At 40.1% G+C, this 20,930-nt stretch carries 18 protein-coding genes and 1 other annotated feature; of the genes, 11 read left to right on the forward strand and 7 right to left on the reverse strand.

The features are described 5' to 3' along the window. The first annotated feature begins 7 nt into the window (after positions 1-7). Together NYE58_RS18280 and NYE58_RS18285 are read left to right on the forward strand one after the other, a co-directional pair. Complete coding sequence (locus NYE58_RS18280; protein ID WP_341002564.1) at positions 8-1,033, forward strand: AraC family transcriptional regulator; 1,026 nt, start codon at positions 8-10, stop codon at positions 1,031-1,033. 166 nt (positions 1,034-1,199) lie between these two features. Then, positions 1,200-1,994, forward strand: a complete 795-nt coding sequence (locus tag NYE58_RS18285; RefSeq protein ID WP_076125594.1) for an SDR family NAD(P)-dependent oxidoreductase — start codon at positions 1,200-1,202, stop codon at positions 1,992-1,994. A 45-nt stretch (positions 1,995-2,039) separates the two neighbouring features. Here NYE58_RS18285 and NYE58_RS18290 read toward each other — a convergent pair whose 3' ends face one another. Then, positions 2,040-5,099 carry an ATP-binding response regulator gene (locus NYE58_RS18290; protein ID WP_341002565.1) on the reverse strand — a complete coding sequence of 1,020 codons (3,060 nt, stop codon included), beginning with the start codon at positions 5,097-5,099 and terminating at the stop codon, positions 2,040-2,042. Between the two features lie 892 nt (positions 5,100-5,991). Between NYE58_RS18290 and NYE58_RS18295 the strand changes: the two genes are divergently transcribed. From NYE58_RS18295 to NYE58_RS18315, 5 genes are all read left to right on the forward strand, one after another. After that, a complete protein-coding gene (locus NYE58_RS18295) occupies positions 5,992-6,339 on the forward strand; it encodes a VOC family protein (protein ID WP_076125591.1) in 348 nt (115 codons plus the stop codon). A 299-nt stretch (positions 6,340-6,638) separates the two neighbouring features. After that, positions 6,639-7,250, forward strand: coding sequence for a hypothetical protein (locus NYE58_RS18300; protein ID WP_341002566.1), 612 nt, complete (start codon positions 6,639-6,641; stop codon positions 7,248-7,250). Between the two features lie 98 nt (positions 7,251-7,348). Beyond that, complete coding sequence (locus NYE58_RS18305; protein WP_341002567.1) at positions 7,349-8,230, forward strand: phosphotransferase family protein; 882 nt, start codon at positions 7,349-7,351, stop codon at positions 8,228-8,230. Between the two features lie 250 nt (positions 8,231-8,480). Next, positions 8,481-8,930: a DUF1569 domain-containing protein gene (locus tag NYE58_RS18310; protein ID WP_341002568.1), complete on the forward strand. Its 450-nt coding sequence runs from the start codon at positions 8,481-8,483 to the stop codon at positions 8,928-8,930. Positions 8,931-9,033: 103 nt separating this feature from the next. Next, positions 9,034-9,274 (forward strand) — a binding site (T-box leader). Positions 9,275-9,321: 47 nt separating this feature from the next. Continuing rightward, positions 9,322-10,131 carry a GNAT family N-acetyltransferase gene (locus NYE58_RS18315; RefSeq protein WP_341002570.1) on the forward strand — a complete coding sequence of 270 codons (810 nt, stop codon included), beginning with the start codon at positions 9,322-9,324 and terminating at the stop codon, positions 10,129-10,131. A gap of 47 nt (positions 10,132-10,178) precedes the next feature. Here NYE58_RS18315 and NYE58_RS18320 read toward each other — a convergent pair whose 3' ends face one another. Next, the gene (locus NYE58_RS18320) at positions 10,179-10,892 is read right to left on the reverse strand and encodes a MerR family DNA-binding transcriptional regulator (RefSeq protein WP_339282101.1); all 714 of its coding nucleotides are present in this window, start codon (positions 10,890-10,892) and stop codon (positions 10,179-10,181) included. A gap of 157 nt (positions 10,893-11,049) precedes the next feature. Between NYE58_RS18320 and NYE58_RS18325 the strand changes: the two genes are divergently transcribed. From NYE58_RS18325 to NYE58_RS18335, 3 genes are all read left to right on the forward strand, one after another. Then, positions 11,050-11,931: an alpha/beta fold hydrolase gene (locus tag NYE58_RS18325; RefSeq protein ID WP_341002573.1), complete on the forward strand. Its 882-nt coding sequence runs from the start codon at positions 11,050-11,052 to the stop codon at positions 11,929-11,931. Positions 11,932-12,183: 252 nt separating this feature from the next. Further along, positions 12,184-12,819 carry a glycoside hydrolase family 11 protein gene (locus NYE58_RS18330; protein WP_036677315.1) on the forward strand — a complete coding sequence of 212 codons (636 nt, stop codon included), beginning with the start codon at positions 12,184-12,186 and terminating at the stop codon, positions 12,817-12,819. Between the two features lie 163 nt (positions 12,820-12,982). Then, a complete protein-coding gene (locus NYE58_RS18335; RefSeq protein ID WP_076280618.1) occupies positions 12,983-13,810 on the forward strand; it encodes a formylglycine-generating enzyme family protein in 828 nt (275 codons plus the stop codon). A 104-nt stretch (positions 13,811-13,914) separates the two neighbouring features. Here NYE58_RS18335 and NYE58_RS18340 read toward each other — a convergent pair whose 3' ends face one another. Then, complete coding sequence (locus tag NYE58_RS18340) at positions 13,915-14,769, reverse strand: LysR family transcriptional regulator (RefSeq protein WP_341004275.1); 855 nt, start codon at positions 14,767-14,769, stop codon at positions 13,915-13,917. A 131-nt stretch (positions 14,770-14,900) separates the two neighbouring features. Here NYE58_RS18340 and NYE58_RS18345 point away from each other — a divergent pair, with 131 nt between their 5' ends. After that, positions 14,901-15,890, forward strand: a complete 990-nt coding sequence (locus NYE58_RS18345) for a quinone oxidoreductase family protein (protein ID WP_341004276.1) — start codon at positions 14,901-14,903, stop codon at positions 15,888-15,890. A 23-nt stretch (positions 15,891-15,913) separates the two neighbouring features. On the opposite strand, the gene NYE58_RS18350 is transcribed toward NYE58_RS18345, so the two are convergent. From NYE58_RS18350 to NYE58_RS18365, 4 genes are all read right to left on the reverse strand, one after another. Continuing rightward, positions 15,914-16,483, reverse strand: a complete 570-nt coding sequence (locus NYE58_RS18350) for a hypothetical protein (protein ID WP_341002574.1) — start codon at positions 16,481-16,483, stop codon at positions 15,914-15,916. Between the two features lie 142 nt (positions 16,484-16,625). Further along, entirely contained in the window at positions 16,626-17,873 is a 1,248-nt protein-coding gene (locus NYE58_RS18355; RefSeq protein WP_341002575.1) for a sensor histidine kinase, read from the reverse strand. Next, entirely contained in the window at positions 17,870-18,562 is a 693-nt protein-coding gene (locus NYE58_RS18360; RefSeq protein WP_076278485.1) for a response regulator transcription factor, read from the reverse strand. The genes NYE58_RS18355 and NYE58_RS18360 overlap by 4 nt, the downstream gene beginning before the upstream one ends. A gap of 165 nt (positions 18,563-18,727) precedes the next feature. Beyond that, positions 18,728-20,812: a subtype B tannase gene (locus tag NYE58_RS18365; RefSeq protein ID WP_218640430.1), complete on the reverse strand. Its 2,085-nt coding sequence runs from the start codon at positions 20,810-20,812 to the stop codon at positions 18,728-18,730. Positions 20,813-20,930 lie beyond the last annotated feature (118 nt).

Consider the following 20,930-nt stretch of genomic DNA (forward strand, 5'->3'; position numbering starts at 1 on the left):
CATATGTATGAAGTCTCATACCTCTGATCAAATTAAAATCCCACCAGGATTTTGGGCTGGATTAAGCCAATTAGGAATAACTGCACAAGATGTAGCCAGCAAAGCAAATCTTCCACTTAGCCAGATCACAGAGTCAGAAGTCACCACCGCCCAATATTTCGCAGTCTGGCAGGCATATTCCGATCTCATTGGGGATACAGCCGAAGGAATCATTAAGCTTGCAACCGTCTTTGAAACTACACAATATCCGCCTACGGTCTTAGCAACATACCATGCTAAGGACTATCGCGATGCTCTTAAACGAATGGTACGATACAAACAAATGTGCCCTCCTGAAAGCTTGCGTTTTACCGAGGAAGGCGAGCTATGTACAATCGAATTGGAATGGCAGCATCCCGGGCATTCTGGTCCACCGCTGCTGCTCGGCCTCACTTTGGCATTTCTTCTAGAACTCGGACGGCGAGGCACAGGTCTACCTTTGACAGCACAGCTTGTCGAGTTTTCACAGCCTATAGGAAATGTAAAGATTCTTGAAGCTTATTTCGGCTGCCGAATTCAGATAGGTGCTCAATATAATCGTTTGACGTTGCGTCGAAATGATTTGGATCGGCCTTTTATCTCGTACAACGAAGAGCTGCTGGAGATTCTGACTCCCGTTTTGGACCGGACGCTTGCTGAACAGAAGGGCACTCGCTCTATAACCGAGAGGGTCAAATGGATCATGAAACGCAGCTTCAGCGGAGGACGCCCTGACATTCAAGCTGTTGCGAAGGCATTAAGTATGAGTGACCGTACGTTGCAACGCAGGCTTACTGAAGAAAACACAAGCTTCAAGCAATTGCTGACACAAGCTAGACATGAGCAAGCACGAGAGTATCTGGCAGATCCATCGCTTGATATTAAAGAAGTGGCTTTCTTGATTGGATATGAAGACCAGAACTCGTTCTACCGTGCCTTCCGTCTTTGGGAAGGTGATACTCCTTCAAATTGGCGTACTGAACATTTAGGTTTAAACTTGATACCCTCTTCATAAAGACAGTATTTTCAGAGATTTATCATTGGCGTGTTAAACAAGAACTTTGGCGCAATCCGCTAGTTACTGAACAACCCCGGTACGATAATATAATCCTAGCCGGCACACAGGACTATTCTTGAAATGACAACTACTCAGCACGCCGTGATAAAAGGAGAAATGTAATATGGATATGGGATTAAATAATAAAACAGCTTTAATTACAGGATCAACAAAAGGTATTGGCAAAGCAATCGCCTTTGAACTTGCTAAAGAAGGAGTTAATGTACTAATTAATGGACGGAATTATGATCAGGTAGAACAAACTGTAAATGAAATAAAGTCAAATTTCCCGGCTACCTCTCCACAAAATGCTACAGCGGATATTGTGAATATTGAACAAAGAGAAGCCTTATTCGAAAAATACCCTAATATAGATATTTTAGTTAATAATATGGGTATCTATGAAATTATGAAATATGAGGACGTTGACGACGAAATATTCGAAAAATACTTCCGTACTAATGTCCTTGCTGCGAATGGATTAACAAAATTCTATTTACCTAAAATGTTACAAAAAGATTATGGCCGCATTCTCTTTATTGCTAGTGAAGAAGCCATTATGCCTTCAGGCCAAATGCCTCAATATGCAATGACCAAATCAATGTTATTATCATTGTCAAAAAGCTTATCTAAGTTAACGATAGGAACTGAAGTTACAGTCAATACAATCATGCCAGGACCAACACTTTCTGAAAATGTGCATCAAATTATCGATGGGATATACTCCAATGAAGATATGACTTTTTCAGAAAAAGAAAGAAAATTCATGACTACAAATCTTCCTCAATCTGAAATACAACGATTTATTAAACCTTTTGAAATAGGCAGACTAGCAGCATTTGTATGCAGTCCTTATGCCTCTGCATTTAAAGGTTCTCCAATTCGCATGGATGGGGGAATGGTGCCGACTATTTTTTAAGCTTACTCTAAAAGGATAGAGATAACGATACAAAAAAGCCACTCCTTATGGAGCGGCTTTTTTGCTTGAAAAGTTATCACTGTCCTCTGGTATAACAAAGGATACCAAGGTGCCTTCTCCAGGCTTACTCTGGATCGAGAGACCTTGACCATATAATTGACTTAACCTCCGATGGGTGTTGGCCAGCCCGATGCCACCTTTGCCTTCCATCATTGGCTTCAGCAGTAAAGAGAGGGTCCCGGAATCCATACCTTGCCCATTATCCTCCACCTCAATCATTACAGCGTTGTGCAGACGGATAATACGTATTTCAACAGTCCCACCCTGTTGGCGCTTAAGTATACCGTGCTTAACAGCATTTTCTACCAACGGTTGGATGGATAGAGGAGGAATTAGGATGTCAATATTCGGATCTACCTTCCAGACAACAGATATCCTTTCTGCAAATCGAGTCTGTTCAATATACAGATAAGATTCTACCAATTCCAGTTCATGGGAGAGGTTCACGAGCTCTCCGATATTTAAAAAGTCAAAACTGATTCTTAAAAAAGAAGTAAACGCACCAATGAGCTCCTGCATTTTTTTAGTATCCAAATCACTGAGTGCGGCAATAGAGTTCAATGTATTGAATAAAAAATGTGGTTGTATCTGTGCTTGTAGATAGGCTGCTTCTATGCGCACCCGTTCATTGAAGGAGAGCTTCATTGCAGTTAAAGCCCGAATACGGTATTTAAGCTCTACAGCATCCACAGGTTTTGTAACATAATCATTGGCACCGGACAAAAATCCAGTGTAAATATCCTCAGGCTGACTACGGGCAGTAAGCAGTAGAATCGGAAGCTCATATAAGGAGTAACGAGTACGAACCTTCTGTGTTAATTCGTATCCCGACATCTGTGGCATCATAACATCGCCAATAAGTAAGTCCCAGTTCCTTTTATCCAACAATTCCAATGCTTCATGGGCTGAGTTCACGGTAGTTATGATATAAGGTTCGGTTTCAAGAATACCCTTTAGTACATTCAGATTGACAGGATCATCATCTACCACCAGAATATTTACCTTAATCTCTGTAAAAAGCGGCGGAATTTTTTCAGAGTGATTACTTGGCTGATGTTCGGAAATTCCCCACTCAGTCATCTGTCTATGAATCTCATCTGCCATATACGAAACTGTAGGTTCCGTCTGTTTTATTATCTGCTCGCTGTAAGAATCGGCAAGAGAGAGTGTGAAACTAAAAGTTGAACCTTTACCAAGCTCTGATTGAATGCTTAGGCTGCTTCCATGCAGTTCTACCAGCTGCCGGCATATGCTTAATCCCAGCCCAATTCCACGCCCGTCATTTATTCCGTGAGGGCCTTGCTCATAGGGTAGAAATATCCGTGCCATAGTCTCTTCAGTCATGCCTACTCCGGTATCTGTCACATAGATAAGAACCTGTCCGTCCTGTTCCTCAGCCTTAACAGTTACAAGTCCTGCTTCGGTGTATTTGAGCGCGTTGTGCACCAGATTTAATAAAACCTGCACCAGTCTTTTCTCGTCCGCACGAACTGGCGGCATAGCTTCCGGGATATCCATAGATAGCTGTACTGGCTTACCTTCAATCATATATTGAAGCATACTAATCACACCGGGAACTACCGATTGAACCGAAATAGGTTCCTGTTGTAAAATAACACGATGCTCCTGAAGACGGACCACATCCAGTAGATCACCAAGCATATGAGACATACGGCGGCTGATTGTAATCAGCAGTTCCATATCTTGACGGCTACTTTCGTAAAGTCTGTCCTTTTCTTTTGTGACAATATTTTGCGCGATATTCATGATTCCGTGAAGTGGTGTACGCAGCTCATGTGAGGTATTAGCGAGAAACTGGTCCTTAAGTTTGTCTGCTTTTTTCAGCTGCTCATTTAGTTCCATGTTCTCTTTAGCATTTTGAAAATACTTTTTAAACCAATAAGCTGAGAAGCCCACGATGGCTGCGATAATATCCAAAGGATAATAGACAATTGAATAGTGTCCGTTACTATCCCACAAATTCCATAACAAATTAGAAACGATCGCCGCACCTGATAACAGCAGAAAAACAACATCTTTATCATCTTGCTTTTTGAACAATAAGCGCCCTAAGCTATAGAGCAACCAAATGAAGGGAATATACTGGAACACTTGAATGATTCCCAAATGAATGGATGTGCTGACTAAATAAGCAGGGACAATAAATATAAACAAGGTATAAAGGAAAAGACACCATGTGTAAGCACGTAACCACTTGTTGACTTTGGTACCTGAGGTGAATTTCCTGAAAACAAGCAGAATAAAAAGGTTTTGCCATAAGAAGGCGATCAAACGGATTTTTAAGGACCAAGTATAATTAATCGGCAGTAATGAAAGCACTAAGTTGTCATTTCGAGCTAAAAGGATTACAGCTACAGATAAGGTCATTAACCCTACAAGAAACAGAGCACGTTCTTTAGGATTAAATAAGTACAGAATACAGGCATAAAGCCCATGCAGTAGTAAGATAATTGCTGTAAGCATTTGAAATCCGACAGTGTAAAAGTATGTCCGGTCAATGAGTTCCTGAGAGCCAAAGAAAATAGGGCCTTTTATACCGCCCTTATAGGGGTGATCAAAGTTAGCTACGTGAATAAATACATCTATCACTGTGGTGTTTTTTGAAAAATAAGCTGCTGTATATGAGGTGGTTTTGGGTACATATGTATCGGCATCAAGAGCTATTACCCCATTATTGAGAATAGGTGTGCCGTTAATCTCCACACTGGAAGCGGAATAAATTTGTTTGATCCAGAAAGAGACAGGTTGCTGAAGCGGGTCTACCAAAATTCGCAGACGATACGTACCATAACCATAAGAAGAATTCTGATCGCTTTCCATAACATGGCTCCAATTTCCAGGAACTTGAAGCGAGTGGGATAGCTTTGGTAGAGTAGAAGTCTTCGATGAAACGAATTGCGAAGGATAGAAGCTCCATTCACCATCCAGCCTGAATAAGTTAGCCTGCTCCAGATCCTGGCCGCGTAAATCCAGTACCCCATTGTTAATCACAGGTACAGTGTCGGAAACCTTAAATAGACTCAACCAAATGCAGCGTAGGCCAAAGAGAATGCTTATAAAAAGTAGAATGATAGCTAATTTGTTTAGGATAGTTTTATTTTTCATGAGAACATTATAGCAAATAATTCTAATCTAGAATCTAAAATGAAGATTATTTACATAAGAAGGAGAAGTAATGAGCAACGGACACTGCGTGGGGCTAAGAGGAATGTTCTCCACATGGAAGATGCATGATGTATCTCCTTGAACACTTGAAACACTGGAATACACGAATACACGAATACTTCAATACTTGATTGGTGCTTTGCTGTTGGGCGCCTGGATTACCGAATGTGCTATTTTGCTGCTGGTTTGGCGTTTGTGTTACCTAATTTGTGACTATGCTGCTGGTTTGGCGTTTGTGTTACCTAATTTGTGACTATGCTGCTGGTTTGGCGTCTGTGTTACCTAATTTGTGACTATGCTGCTGGTTTGGCGTCTGTGATACCGGATGTGCGACTATGCTGCTTGTTGTGCGTATTGTATTCCCACACGCTCTCTTCACCATGAGCGATCGGACTCAGATGCAGCTATTCGGCAGAATTTTGACTTTTAAGAAGTGTTTCGGACCCCAGAGGCGTTATTTGTTCCAAACATGCGTGATATGAGGGCTTTTCGAGCCAATAGCGACTATAGAGTCCGATAGGTTCTCAAATGAGCCGAATTATGGTTAATAGCGACTATAGGGTCCGATAGACTTCACTCCTGCTTCTAATGCCATTTGTTATATGCTTGGCTTCTCGTTTATTGTGAATGTGATTTGGAATACCCCGTTAGTACTAACCTTCGGTGTAATGCTGGAGGTTAACGGTGGATTCTCCTTAATCCTAAAGGGTATATTATTAGAAAATTCAATGCAGACAGGAGTGTAGATACGATGATTAAAGGTTTCGGAGGAATATTCTGGAGAACTAAAAATCTTGAAGCTACAAAAAAGTGGTACAGTGAGGTGTTGAAGCTTGACATTGAGAATTGGAATGGGACTGTGATAAAACCTCAAGTGGGAAATGAGACTATTTTTTCTTTCTTTACCGAGGATGACAGTTATTTTCCAATAGAACAACAAGTGATGTTGAATTTCCAAGTGCATGATCTAAACGAGACGATTAAGCATTTTGAACAGATTGGTGTACCTCTTGCAAAGAAAATAGAGATTAGTGAATTTGGAAAGTTTATTTGGATTGAAGATCCAGAAGGTCGACTGATCGAGCTTTGGGAGAAGTAAGGAGTTGCAGATTATTGCTATTGAGCTAACAGGTGCGTTTTTTTATAAAAGCTCAGTTCAATATCTAATTGTAAATGAATTAGGGAATAAAGTGGAATCAAATCCGTGGGGAATATTTCTTCAAAGCTTTAAGCTCCCAGGAAGAACTTTAACTTCTATCATCTGAGGTGCGGTGCTTGCGCTTCATCCACAGCCAACGAAATACTATTGTCAACCCAAATAGGGAGCATACCGTCGAGGTGTACTCCCTATTTCATTGAAGGAATTGGAAAATTAGTGCAACATTTCACCTATAACTTATGTCAATAAAGAAGTTATGTAATAAAATCATAGGAGTAGGTGGTAAATTGAAACTTCGTTTAATCACGTTAATATGTTTATTCACATTCGCATTCTTTATTGCAAATGGACAAGATGCTAAAGCTTTATCCTGTGTCGAGTTAGGAAGTCCCCAAGAAGCCCTAGAGGTCTACGGTGGAGCAATTTACGGTGAAGTAAAACAAATAAAGGTCGATTTGAAACAAGAAGGATTTACGGGGCCAAAAGAGAAAATCAGATATATATTAGTGGATGTTGAACGAAGTTGGAAAACTGAAGTTGACTCTCAAATTATTGTGAGAACAGACTACACTTGGGGTTTTGATTTCAAGGAAGGTAATAAATACTTAATATACATTAGCGAAGTGGATGGCGAATTAAGCAGTAGTCCATGCAGTTCAACAATTGAAATGAATAACCTTAACCAAGCAACAGAACTATTCGGTGAAGGACTTCGACCCAAACAGCAAGTACACCTAGAATATAAGATGTGGTTAATGTTTGAGCAGGATATTGATTTGTATATTGTAATTGCAATAGGACTAGTAGTGATTTCGGTCATTTACCTGAGAGCAAGAAGGAAAAAGGGCTAAGTGTAATTTTATTATACTAATGGTTAGGATAGTTCAATAAAATTAAGAATAAGATAGCTGAACTAATTACTATTCATTCATAACATGTGAGGTGCGAGTTGAACTTAGTGGAAACAATCATAAAAAGATTTAACCTTAATGTATTAAGTATAGATAATGTTCCTGAGTCCTTTAGTTCACAAGTATACAAGCTGAATCTTACTAATGGAGAAACGCTGTATGCGAAGATCCCTTATAACAGGGATAAACTATATCGCGAATATCGTATGCTTGAACTGTTGAGGGAGGTATTACCGGTTCCAAAGGTGTTAGACTTCTGGAGTGGGGATGACTTAATTTCTGGTGCATTACTTTTATCTGAGATTAAAGGTATACCATGTACAGGTGCTATTGACGATGAATTAGCATTTCAAATTGGAGTACTTCACGCAAAGCTGCATGAAGTTAAAATGCCGGGATATGGTGTGGAAGGATTAGACGGTTTTCAATTTTTCAATCAGAACAATTGGAGACTTTATATAAGAAATAGCTTTGAAAAATTTATAGAACCTTGCAAGGAAGTCCTTGAGAGAGGACTTTTCGAAAAATGTATTAATTACTTTGAGGGTGTTTTCTCAGTTTTACCTCCTCCTGATGGCCCGTGTGTTGTTCATATGGATTTTCGACAAGGTAATATACTAACAAATAATAATATGGTTGTTGGAATTATTGATTTTGAGAGTGCACGGGGTGGATCCTCTGAAATTGATTTCACAAAAATTAACCGATATGTTTGGGAAGTGAATCCTCAAAGTAGAATTTCGTATAAAGAGGGATATTCAACAATTCGTCCTCTAATGGATTTGGAAACAATACTACCCTTTTATGATTTTTACGATGCTTTTGGTGCTGTTGTCTGGTGTAAAAATAGAGGGATTGAAAAGAATAGGGCGTTCCTAAAGGAAAGTATTTCTGTATTGCAGAAATCCGTAGGTTGTTGAACTGACGGGAAACGATATTTAAAGACAGTTTATGACGAGGAGCTACCTCCATGATGGATAGCTTTATTACGTTAAAGGACATGATAGTGAATAAAGGATAGAATAATGGAAATGGCGAATATTAGATCGGCAGTATACTGTAAAATTATTATGATGCAATCATTAATACAATAGCTTATCGTGATATATGGATCACCAGAACTAATAATGAAAAAATCGAAAACCCAAAAAACGTAATGGAAGTGTGTTTATGGAAAATATATATAACAAATTACATACAGCGGAAATACTGAGCCGTATCGAGAATTTAAGTCCTAATTCAAACCCACAGTGGAGAAAAATGAATGTTTCTCAAATGTTGGCTCACTGTTCAGCATTTCAAGACATCGCAAATGGAAACTCCTTTCCTCCTAGAAGTTGGCTAGGAATATTAATAGGAGGGTTTGTGAAATCTATTTTTTTCAATGACAAGCCAGTACCACATAATATGTCAACAATTCCGACCATACTTATTTTAGATGATAGAGATTTTGGAAAAGAAAAAGAAATACTGAAACAAAAAATTATAACTTTTCAAAGTAACGGTCCGGAGAATTGTTCATCCCATCCACATCCTTTTTTCGGAAAATTCACTCCGGAGCAATGGGGTAAAGGGATTTATAAACATCTAGACCATCATTTAAGACAATTTGGTGTTTAGTATTTTTTCGCAGTGAATAATAATTGTTTAACGTCGCCAACTTACATATTTTTTATTGACATAAAATCCCTATTACTTTATATTGTATCTAATTACATTGCAATCAAATGCGACGAAGAGGACAAGTAAATCCGGATATGTCGATCAGAGAACTGCCGGTTGGTGCGAGGCAGAGGACACCCGAATCGAACAATCGCCTCAGAGCTGGCTCCCGAAATCATAGTAGGCGGGCCCGGGATTCTGCCGTTACAAAGAAGCATCGTTGTTGGACGATGGCAGCAGAGAGGGTGTATTCATAAATACACCAATCAGGGTGGTAACGCGGAATCTACTCCGTCCCTAATGGGACGGAGTTTTTTGCGTTCTTATAAATAAATAAGGAGGAGTAACAATGTTTCAAAAAATCAATGTCTCCGATCGAATACTTAGCCAGGATATGTTTATTGCTGATGAGGTTCAATACAACCTGATTCACCTTATTTGCGAGTCGAAGAGTTCTACTTGCTTAAAAGATTCTGATGAAACAATGATTTATGCCCAGTCAAAGGGACATAACGCATGGCTTTGGAGTTCTAAGGATATTGTCGAGGATAAGAAGGCCGTTCTCTACGAAGAACTTATAGAATTTCTTAAAGAGACTACATTACCGGGAGTATCTGGAGAACAAAAAACAACAGAACGTTTTGCACAGCTGTATTCTCAGGCAAATCATCTTCAATATGAGTCCACGATGACTATAGAATCTTATTTCTGTACAGATCCAAAGAAACCTTTGAACGTAAAAGGTACAATGCAGCAAGCAACGAGAAAAAACCTGGCCATTGTAGCAGAGTTTTTGGCGGGTTTCTCAGAGGGGGCTTATGGGGTTAGGGTGAACCCAGAAGCTAAAATTCTAGATGCCAAGAGGATGATTGAGACAGGGGACTTGTATATATGGTTTGTAGACGATAAACCTGTATCGATGGCGTACATTGCACATAGGTCGGCAAGATATTCCAGATTAAATGCGGTATACACACCACCGTCTTGCCGGAAAAAGGGTTATGCAAGTGCACTAGTAGCAGAGTTATGTTCCGTTCTTTTATCGGAGGATTTAGTGCCCATGCTTTATGCTGATTTAAAGAATCCTGACTCGAATAAGGTTTATCGAAATATTGGTTTTGTGGAAAGCGGGAAGATTGTTGACATCAAGTTCAAATAGGCACAAAAGGGCTACCGCAAGGTAGTCCTTTTTCTATGATCAATATGTTACTCGGCATTACTTTTATACAATTTCACATAGTTTGTAAGTTCAGCTATCGCGAAAAATTGCTTCATTAATTGAGAATTCAATTTTTGTAAGGCAAGCTGAAAGGATATCTCCACTTTTTTGTAGTTATGTGTTTCTATTTCATTCAAAAGCTGTTTCATATTCTCGATATAATAAACAGTTTTCCTTAAACTGCTGATAAGAATAATTTTTCTTAATTCCGTTAAAGTGAAGACTCTGTAGCCATTATCTTTGTTCCTATTCGAAGAGATTAGCCCTTCTTGTTCCCAATGCCGAATAGCTGATGGATTAACTCCTGCCATTTGTGCAACTTCACCAATCGTCATTGAATCTGATACAGTTAAATCTTTGTATTTAGATAAATCAACATCCCGAAACATGCGTAAGACTTCCTCTAACCTTTCTTTTTCCACTTGGGTCTTATGTTGCTCTTGATTGATTGCCCAAAGAGCAGACTCCATCTGCTGGCCTTTTATCTTCCTCATCACATCGTACACAACCGGAATTTCATATCCCTGCAATAATGCCCGAATGGTAATAAAAGCTTGCACATGGATGGAAGTGTAACATCTGCGGTTGCTGGCGGTCCTTGGTACATCTGGAATTAAACCTTGATCTTCGTATCTCCTTAAAGTAGTGGTACTCACATTTAATTGCTTAGCTATCAGTGTAGGTGTATATATCTCTTCCATAAACATCATCACCCCAAAACATTAAAGTTAAACCTTCAAGTGCTACAACAATATTAAATCGAATTTAGGTAGATATATCAAGGGAGGTAGAGGGATAAACCGAAAGATTGCATGAATGTTATATGATACTTTTATAGAACACAAAGGAGTGAGTTCATTGAAAAAGATAATACAATTAGCAAACCAATCAGAAATAGAAGTAGGTATGGCAGGACTTCCAGATTGTCCAACCCTCATGTTACCCATCGCTAAAAAATCTGTGTACAATCAGGAAGCAGAAAACTTAAAGCTATGGGGAGTAGATCCCGAATTAGGTGAACATTTTGTTGAAGGATTAGCGGATACGTTTCAAGTGCTTTATTTCGATTATGAAGGTCATCTATTTCAATATCCAGAGGAAAATCTAACAGCAGATCATATTGTGAAGGATCTTCTCCACATTGCGGATGAAATGAATGTTACAAGCTTTAGTTACTACGGTTATTCCTGGCTTGCGTTGATTGGATTGCAAATGGCTATAAGAACAGATCGCTTGGAGAGTTTGGTAATGGGAGGTTTTCCACCCTATAATGGCCCCTATCAAGAAATGAGGGTTGTGACCCATAAAACACATACACAAGCTTTGAGTAACCAAAATGAATCTGTAGAAAGCCCAACAGGATCGGAGAATCCAAACGAAATGGATTGGGACAATATAAAGGTTACCATAGATACCCGTGTTACAGCACAATTTGTCTCTCTATACCAGAGCCTCACAGCCTTTGATGATCGCAGTATTCAACATTTGCTTAGTCTCCCTAAACTAGCTTTTGCAGGTGGAAATGATACGATTGTTTACGGTGAAAATTTCGGGAGCGTTACCGTTGACATCGTCGGGTTGTTAAAAAAGAATAAGGAGCAGTTGGCGGATTTAGGCTGGGATGTTGAAATCCTTTCGGGAGCCCAGATGGACCATACAAAAGCTATGCAACCAGCAGTAGCCTTACCACTGATTAAGCCTTGGTTTATGAACGTGTTACTAAAAAATACTGGATTGTAATTGTGGCAGATACAAAAATCCAGTGAATAAGGTATCCCAAAAGAACAATACTTTTTAGGGTAAAAGCTTTAATTTGAAGAGATTAAATAGTAAACGATCTATGATAAAATTCCTTATGTAATCGCTTACATTAATATATATGGAAGGAAGTGGTGTTGCGAATCTGCCCCAACAAGGAATTGCTTCGACTACTAGAAATACAGACAAGCAGTATGTAGGTATGTAGTGACAAAAAATTTCAGGAGGTAGATTATGTTTAAATTTAACAAGAAAATCGTGACTGTAATTATGGCAGCTTCAATGAGTTTCAGCTTGTTTGCAGCAACCTCAAGTGCAGCGACAGACTATTGGCAAAATTGGACCGATGGTGGCGGGACAGTAAATGCTACTAATGGATCTGGTGGGAATTACAGTGTTACATGGTCAAATACTGGTAACTTTGTTGTTGGTAAAGGTTGGAATACTGGATCCCCATCTAGAACAATAAACTACAATGCAGGCGTCTGGGCACCATCCGGCAATGGGTATTTAACTCTTTATGGGTGGACGAGAAACTCCCTCATAGAATATTACGTCGTTGATAGCTGGGGCACTTATAGACCTACTGGAACTTATAAAGGTACCGTGACCAGTGATGGAGGCACATATGATATATATACGACTACGAGAACGAACGCCCCTTCTATTGATGGTACGGCAACCTTCACACAGTTTTGGAGTGTAAGACAATCCAAACGAGCAACGGGAAGCAATGTCGCGATCACTTTTGCCAACCACGTTAATGCTTGGAAAAGTTACGGAATGAATCTGGGCAGCAGTTGGTCTTATCAGGTGTTAGCGACAGAAGGATATCAAAGTAGCGGGAGCTCAAACGTAACAGTATGGTAACTTGAGCATCGGACCAGCTCAGGCATCTCCAGATGATTAAAATAACTATTAATCACTGTCATTGCTAAGGTTGTCGGTCCACAGCCGGCAGCCTTAGATCATTCTAGATCATTCAACAAATGATACTTAACTACATACCAGTGGTTGGAAAGGAGATATATCCATGAGAAAACTATTAATTTCTCTTTTAATAGTAGTTGTTATCAGCGCTTGTTCGCAAGAAAAGCCTGAACAGAAGGATACTTATGTATTAGTCAAAGGCGGGGCTTTCATTAACACAAATTCCAACTACAAAAGTACAACTATATCAAATTTTTATATCGGGCAATATGAAGTTACTCAGAAAGAGTGGGTTGAAATAATGGGAAGCAACCCTTCAGCATTCAAAGGCGACAACTTGCCAGTAGAAATGGTTAACTGGTATGACGTAATAGATTACTGTAATAAAAGAAGTATAAAAGAGGGGTTCAAACCCTATTACAATATAGATAAAAATAAAAAAGATCCGAATAATAAGAGTGATAATGATAATTTAAAATGGACAGTAACGCTCAATGCAGGAGCTAATGGTTACCGATTGCCTACTGAAGCAGAGTGGGAATATGCTGCAAGTGGAGGACAGTTAAGCAAAAGTTACACCTACAGTGGAAGCAATAAAGCAGATGAAGTAGCATGGTATTGGCAAAACGCTGGAGACAAATACTTATCAGGAGATTGGAACTGGCCGATCATAGAAAACAACCATAACAAAACAAAATCTATTGGTGGCAAAAAACCTAATGAGCTAGGTCTTTACGATATGTCAGGGAATGTTAGGGAATGGTGTTGGAACTGGTACGGAGATATAGATAGTAAGAGCGGTTCTTTTCGGGTTGTAAAGGGTGGCGGGTGGATCGGCGGCATTAGCAACAACGAGATTTCATTTCGGGGAAAGTTCGAAGCGAATGGTATGGGTCCTGATCAAGGTTTTCGAGTGATTCGTGGTGAGTAAATGGGAACAAGACATACCAAGTATAATCGTAAAAAGCTGAAAAGGGTTTGATTAATAAACAAGCTTTGCGCTCGAATATAATCAATCCCCAATATGTATGTTTGCTATATTTCTTCGATCATTTGGATTAATTTTGAAAACGCACTAGAAAAAACCGCGTTCCGGCGATACACAAACCATACCTGCAAATCTCGATATCCTTCAGGCAGACGGTGGGAAGTAATTACTCCCGCCTCTTCGGCCTTGGAAATCGAAGATTGGGGCAGCATTGACACGCCGAGTCCAGCTGAAACCCCACTTAGAATTACATCTAACGTTCCGTATTCCATAATCTTATAAGAGCTCATCCCGCTTTCATTTAGGAAACTCTCAGCTTTGGCACGATGTGTACATCCGACGTCGAAAAACAACATTGGCTTTGTAAGCAATTCGCGCATTTCGCTCTTACCTGGTTGTGAGATAAGCACCAGCTCCTCTTCGAAAGCAACAACATGTTCTATATCAGGCTGGTCAATGGGTCCATAAACAAAGGCTCCATCTAGTTGGTAATCAAGCACCTTTTGTAAGAGGTTATGCGTTTCTCCCGTTATAAGCGATAGATTAACCTCGGGATATCGTAAGTGATATTCGGTTAGCAGAGGTGTCAGATGAGTAGCCGCTGTTGTTTCGATGGAACCTAAACGGAGCGGACCAGCAGGGTGCTCAGAGTATTGTGTGGTTATCACAGCCTCGTCCATTAGTAATAATATTTTGTCTGTATATACCAGTAAGTTCTCACCTGCCGGCGTTAACGTCATCCCTCGATTGGATCGACGAAATAGGGGGATTTTCAGCTGAGCTTCTAGATACTGAATCCGGTTCGTCACATTTGACTGGACATAATTCAAGACTTGAGCAGCCTTCGTTATGCTACCCTCGCGAGCAACCGCTTGAAATATTCTCAAATCTCCACTTTCCATTTCCTTTGCACCTTCTTGGTATGATGATTTATGATAGTCACCTTCAGTTTTGATCATTTTACTGGATTACACCCACTATGTAAAATTTATTATAGATTCATTAATAACAACTTGAGGAAGGGGCTTGGATGATGAAAGCCATTGTACATGCTGGAGAAGGTGGCCTGAAGGGCTTGAACTATAAAGAGATTATGGATAAGAAACCGGGGATTGGAGAAGTGAAGGTTAGGTTAATGGCTGCAGGGCTGAACCACAGGGACTTGTTTATCATGGATGACCGAACAAAACAGGATGTTCCTTTGATTATCGGCTCTGATGGCGCGGGGAGAATTGAAGCAATAGGTGAAGGTGTGCTGGATCATAATGTAGGTGAAGATGTCATCATTAATCCGTGCATCGGATGGGAATATAGCGACAATGTTCCAAACGTTCCAGCCATTGTAGGGGGACCTTCAGAAGGCACATTCGCTGAGTCAATCATCATTCCTGCGCAAAATGCCATCAGCAAGCCAGCTTACCTGTCATGGGAAGAAGCCGGCGTGCTGCCCTTATCTGCCTTAACAGCCTATCGGGCGCTATTCACTAGAGGCCGCTTAAAGAAAGGTGAACATGTTCTTATACCTGGCATTGGTGGTGGGGTTGCGACTTATGCCATGATGATGGCTTCAGCGGTGGGTGCACGTATCAGTGTCACTTCACGCAGTGAAACGAAAAGACAAGCTGCACTCGCTCATGGAGCTGATCATGCGTTTGACAGTCATAGCAACTGGAAGGAAAGCATGAAAGGAGACACCGTTCATCTCATCCTCGACAGCATTGGGCCTGCGACGTTCCTACATTACTTTGATATTATTAAACCCAATGGACGTATTGTTACGTTTGGTGCAAGCTCAGGAGATCGAATCGAAATCCCGACGCGAGCCATATTTTTCCCGCAAATTAGTATCATAGGTAGCTCAATGGGAAGTAGTGAAGAGTTTGCGGATATGCTTCAGTTTATGGAACACCATTCGATTCGACCTATCATTGATCGAGTGTATCCTTTACAAGACACAGTTCAAGCCTTTCACCGAATGCAGCAGGGAGAACAATTTGGTAATATCGCGATAAGAATAGAATGAGTGGAGTCCCTTATAACTGGAATTCAAATGCCAAATATATCAATTTCGGAGACAGGAAACCACTTTTTCGAAGCCACATCTTTAAAAAATACTTGAATAGTGTAGGTGCCCTTTATAGTAAAGGAATATGTATACTCATTGGTTTTGAACCAAAAGTTTTCTTCGCTGTTCTTAATTTGTTGAGCATCAATGGTTTCTGTTTTATCCGCAGGATCGGTGATCACAACCTTAATATCTGAAATTTCTGTTTTTAAATGATCCACCTGTAATAGAGTCGAAAATGCAAAACGTGACGGGCTTTTTACTTTACCAAAAATCTCTCCGTTATTATCGAGCATAACCATGTTTATATTAGGCTTGTAGATTCGAACGGTTTTACCTGATTCATCCAAGGCGAATAGTGCAAATAAATCTTTAGACAACTGTTCAGTCGTCAAGGAAATCGAACCTTCGGACAATATTGCGGGCTGTTTTTGAAGCACATTATTCAAATATAATGAAACTTCAGATGAGCCAGCTGCAGCATAAATCACGGTTCCCGGTAAAATCATGATGCAAAATCCTAAAAGAATCAGCTTCCTAATTTTTCTCAATGATTTTCCCTCCTATAGAGCTTTATGTTAATTATACCCATAAGATGGAAGATAGTTTCTTTTACACAATTAATAAAATATAAGAAGGTCAGTAGAGGGAAATACCCTTACCTGACCTTCTTGGTGTTAAATGAGAGAGTTATTATTTGAACCGTCTAATGGTAAATTGAAAAGCCGTTCCTTTTCCCTGTTTGCTTGTAACCAATATTTTTTCTCCCAGACCATTTACAATTTCCTCGGCGATAGCAAGCCCAAGACCACTTCCTTTTTCATTATGGGACTGTTCGCTTTTGTAAAATCTTTCAAAGATATAAGGGAGGTGCTCTTTTGCAATGCCGGGTCCATTGTCTGATATCTGCACAGTTACAACCCTCGAATGCACAATAGCATCAAAAGTTATTTTCCCATCCTCCTGAACGTATTTCATGGCGTTATCCATCAAAATATTGACTAATTGCAACACTTTATCTTTATTAGAAAAAACATCTGGAAGGTTTCTGGCGTTATCTGTAATCTCAAATACAATGCCCATTTCATCGGACAAGAAAGAGTATTTAGACTCAATAAGCATGACTAATTCCTGAGTATCTATTTTTTCTTTATTCCAAGTTTCTTTTTTATTTTGCATTCTTGATAATTCCAGTACATCATAAATCAATCGTTGCAAGCGCGCACATTCGGATAAAATAATTCCATAGTATTTATTTGTTTTTTCTTCATCTTGAATCATTCCATCTGCCAGCGTCTCCGTTAAAGCTCTGATAGAGGCAATGGGAGATTTCAGCTCATGGCTAATATTCGCTATATAATCCCGACGAGTCTTTTCAAGCTGCTTCATCTCCTTTAGATAGGAGGATATAAAGAAGCTGATTATTAGTGTGCCTAACAGAAGGGTACCTGTAAAAACGTAATAGAAGCCATTCAATACCGCCTGAAATTCACTACCAGGTTCTAATAAAAAGACGACTCCGACCGCTTGTTTATCCTGAATAATAGGTGCACCTACGACAATGGATTTACTCGGAAACCCCTTAATATTTTTAATCGCAGCGAATTTATTGTACTTAATTACTTCGGGAATATAATTTATAAGGGCATCCTTGAATTCTTCCGATGTAACATTGAAAAAAAGCTGCTTATTTTCGTCACCAGGTGAAAGGTCATTCCCCTCTAAATCATACACCTTCATAAGATACGGTTTAAAACCTCGAATGCTCATCTCATTTTGTGCCATTTCAGCAGCTATAGCAGAGGCCTGAGGCAGCATATCTTTTAATTTATAATTCAAAAAAAGCTGTTTAATAATCAAGGTTCCTCCAAGTTGTCCTAAAATGAAACAAAAGAGGATGGCCAGATAAATCACTTTTTTGTTGGAAGTTACTTTTTTCATGTGGAAGTCTCCATTTTGTAGCCCATCCCATAAACAGACTTGATTTCAAATCCCAAATTCTTTTCAGGCAGTTTTTTTCTCATTCTTTTAATGAGATTATCAACGGCTCTAGTATCACCGAAATAATCATAACCCCAGACCTTATTTAAGATTTGTTCTCTTGAAAGCACCTTGTTTTTATTAATTGTAAAATAGATAAGCAATTCGATCTCTTTAGGTGTAAATTCCATTCGTGATCCATTAATTTTGATATTAAAAGCATTTCGGTCAATCTTCATTTCTCCCAGCGTCAGGATGGCGTCTTCACTTGGAAAGGTGTAATGAGTGCGTTTTAAAATGGTTTTTACTCTTGTAACGACCTCCCGGGGGGAGAACGGTTTTGTAATATAGTCATCTGCACCAATTTCCAAGCCTAATATGCGGTCTGTTTCCTCACCTTTTGCGCTCAGCATTATAATCGGGACGTTACTAGTCAAGCGAATCTTACGGCAGACCTCTGTCCCAAAAAGTCCAGGCAGCATAATATCTAGAATTAAGAGATCAAAATGCTGATCTTCCAATTTGTAAAGAACTTCCTCACCATTGTATACGGATTCATATTCCATATTTTCCGCCTGTAAATAAGCAGATATGCTCTCATGTACAGCTATATTGTCATCACAAATTAGTATGTTCACTTTACCCTGCATAGCTACCACCCTTATTCCGATATCTTGGACCTTATTGTATGTAAATTGTCTAAAAGGAGCAAGGAAGACTGCATGTCCGTGAGGGAAATAATCGCATTCTACATGGAATGGAAAGAGACCGATTGAAGGATCGGCCTCTTGTAACCAGAATAAGTTACTGTTCTATTATTTATTGCTGTCCTTATAGATGTTAGAAGTATCTATACTTATGGTGTGCGTTCCAGCATCCCATTCCAAATTAAAATCAAGTGATTTTGCAACATCCCTCAGCTTAAAATACTCACTACCGCCGATATTATAGCCCGTTACTGAAATCTCTTGTCCGTTCAAAGTTATCTTAGTGGCTGTCATAACACCGGTCTTTGAACTAGTATTTACAGATGCTGAAAGTTCAATGCCCGTCGGAGTGTACGTTTTGTCAGATGTAATGTTTAAAGTATTTGTATTTTCATCCGATGTCACTTCAAACTGTTGTGTAGTGTTGTTTACAACCATAGCAATGTCCCGTAATTTAAAATAGTTGCTGCCGTCGATATTGTACGCGTTAACAGATATCTTGTTTCCATTCACCAACAATGATGATTTGGAAGGAATGGCAGCTGCGGATGCTTTTGGCGAAGTAGCACTAACCTTGTCAGCCCAAGCAAAAAGCTCATCCAGATCGTAATCTCCGCTGTGTGGAATATCCCAAGCCATTGCAAAGTCAACGTTTGAACCTTTGTTCTCAAGCTCTGTTGCCAATATAGTAGAAACAGCGAGGGAAGTATCACTATCCTTGGTTCCCATCCGAATCCGCCAATTATTTGTAGTGGTTGTTCCCTCAGTGCTGATATAGTTCATTGGATTCATCATTTTCACTAGATTCTGGTCAGCAAGTGTTCCCCCCGCTGTATCATGCTCCAAACCGAACTGAGTAAAATGCTGTGCAGCGACATTCGCTGTGCCGAATAGATCGTTTTCACCATTGCTCAGGTCTAAACCGTCAAAGGCTCCAGGCAGTTTCATTCTGCCCAAGTATGCAAGATATTGATCATAGTCGATATCCGTAACAGTGCCATTTTCAATGGTGATCCAGGTTTTGTCGGACAGATCTGTACCCGATTTTAACGCTTTTTGCGCTGAAGCGATCACAAAAGCTTTGATGTAATCTTTAAAGGTGCCATTGCCGTCCGCATCCATCTTCAAAGCTGTTCCGTCAGTATTCGTAAGTCCTAGACTATTGACGTATTCAGGGAACATAGCTTCCAGTTCGTTAGATACCTGAATCTGATTCTCCGTCAATGTTCCTTCTACCAACGTTCTTTCCATGTTAAAATCCGTATTTCCGGAGAAATCAAGTTTTTCATAAGTGTTAATTCCGTTGAATTGCCACTCATAAGCTGCATCTGCGTTATCTAGATTCGTAATCGGCGTGTAGGCCGAAACGGCAAAAACGTCGTCACGCTCATCAGCTGCTCCGATCGCTTCCAAATAAGGCTCATATTCCGCATTGTTGCCGGTAGCACCCAGTAATGCGGAGAGCGCGCCGCCAGCACTTGTGCCGTTAGAGATGATCTTCTCGGCGTCACCAGGCATAATGTCGTCGTTAAAGCGAAGGTAGCGGACAGCCGCCTTCAGATCTACGATAGCTGCGGGTGCCTTACCAGTGTAAACACCTTTTTCGTCCTTTGTAGTTCTACCGCGAGCGCCTGGAGATGCGACCACATAACCTTTGGACAGGGCAACTGCGATAGCACTGGGAGATTCAGATGAAGGTGTTCCTGCGTTTTCGTCTTTACCCGCAGCGGGTTTATTCAATTCCGTTCCTGTATCGGCGCCTGGGGCTGCTGCGGATTCTTTGTCTGTTTTCGGAGCGCCGTTCTGTGGACCTGCCCCCATACCCATTCCTTTACCTGTTTCAGTACTACCTGGCTGAGCAGGCATATACCCGCCAACCTGGTTTGGGAAGAAGATAGGTGCGGTATCGGCGGTGTAACTACCGATCGACTTACCCTGGAAGTATTCCTCAGGGACATAGACGTTCATAGTTTCATAATTAATATCTACAGGGTTCTTTACATAAACGATATTCTCATATGCCCGATAAGTGACGGATTGACCATCCACCGTTATGGTCTTAGTAGTATAGTTAGTCGCATTGAATTTCAAGCTATACTCGCTGTTAGTTGCTGCACTTGCAGATCCTGTAGCGAAAGAGAGGCTCATCAGAGAACATGTGAGGATAGGGGCAATCCATTTTTTAAGTTTCATTTCGAATCTCCTTTTTCTAAAAATAGTAGATAATCTCATCAGTCTCTTTTGTACTAATCTGAATGATCCAGTGTCATATACCAACTCCTTCTTTTAAGGCCAACAAACGTTATCAATT

Origin of the sequence: Paenibacillus sp. FSL L8-0708 (assembly GCF_038009325.1) — a bacterium.
Classification (GTDB): Bacteria; Bacillota; Bacilli; order Paenibacillales; family Paenibacillaceae; genus Paenibacillus_AQ; species Paenibacillus_AQ odorifer.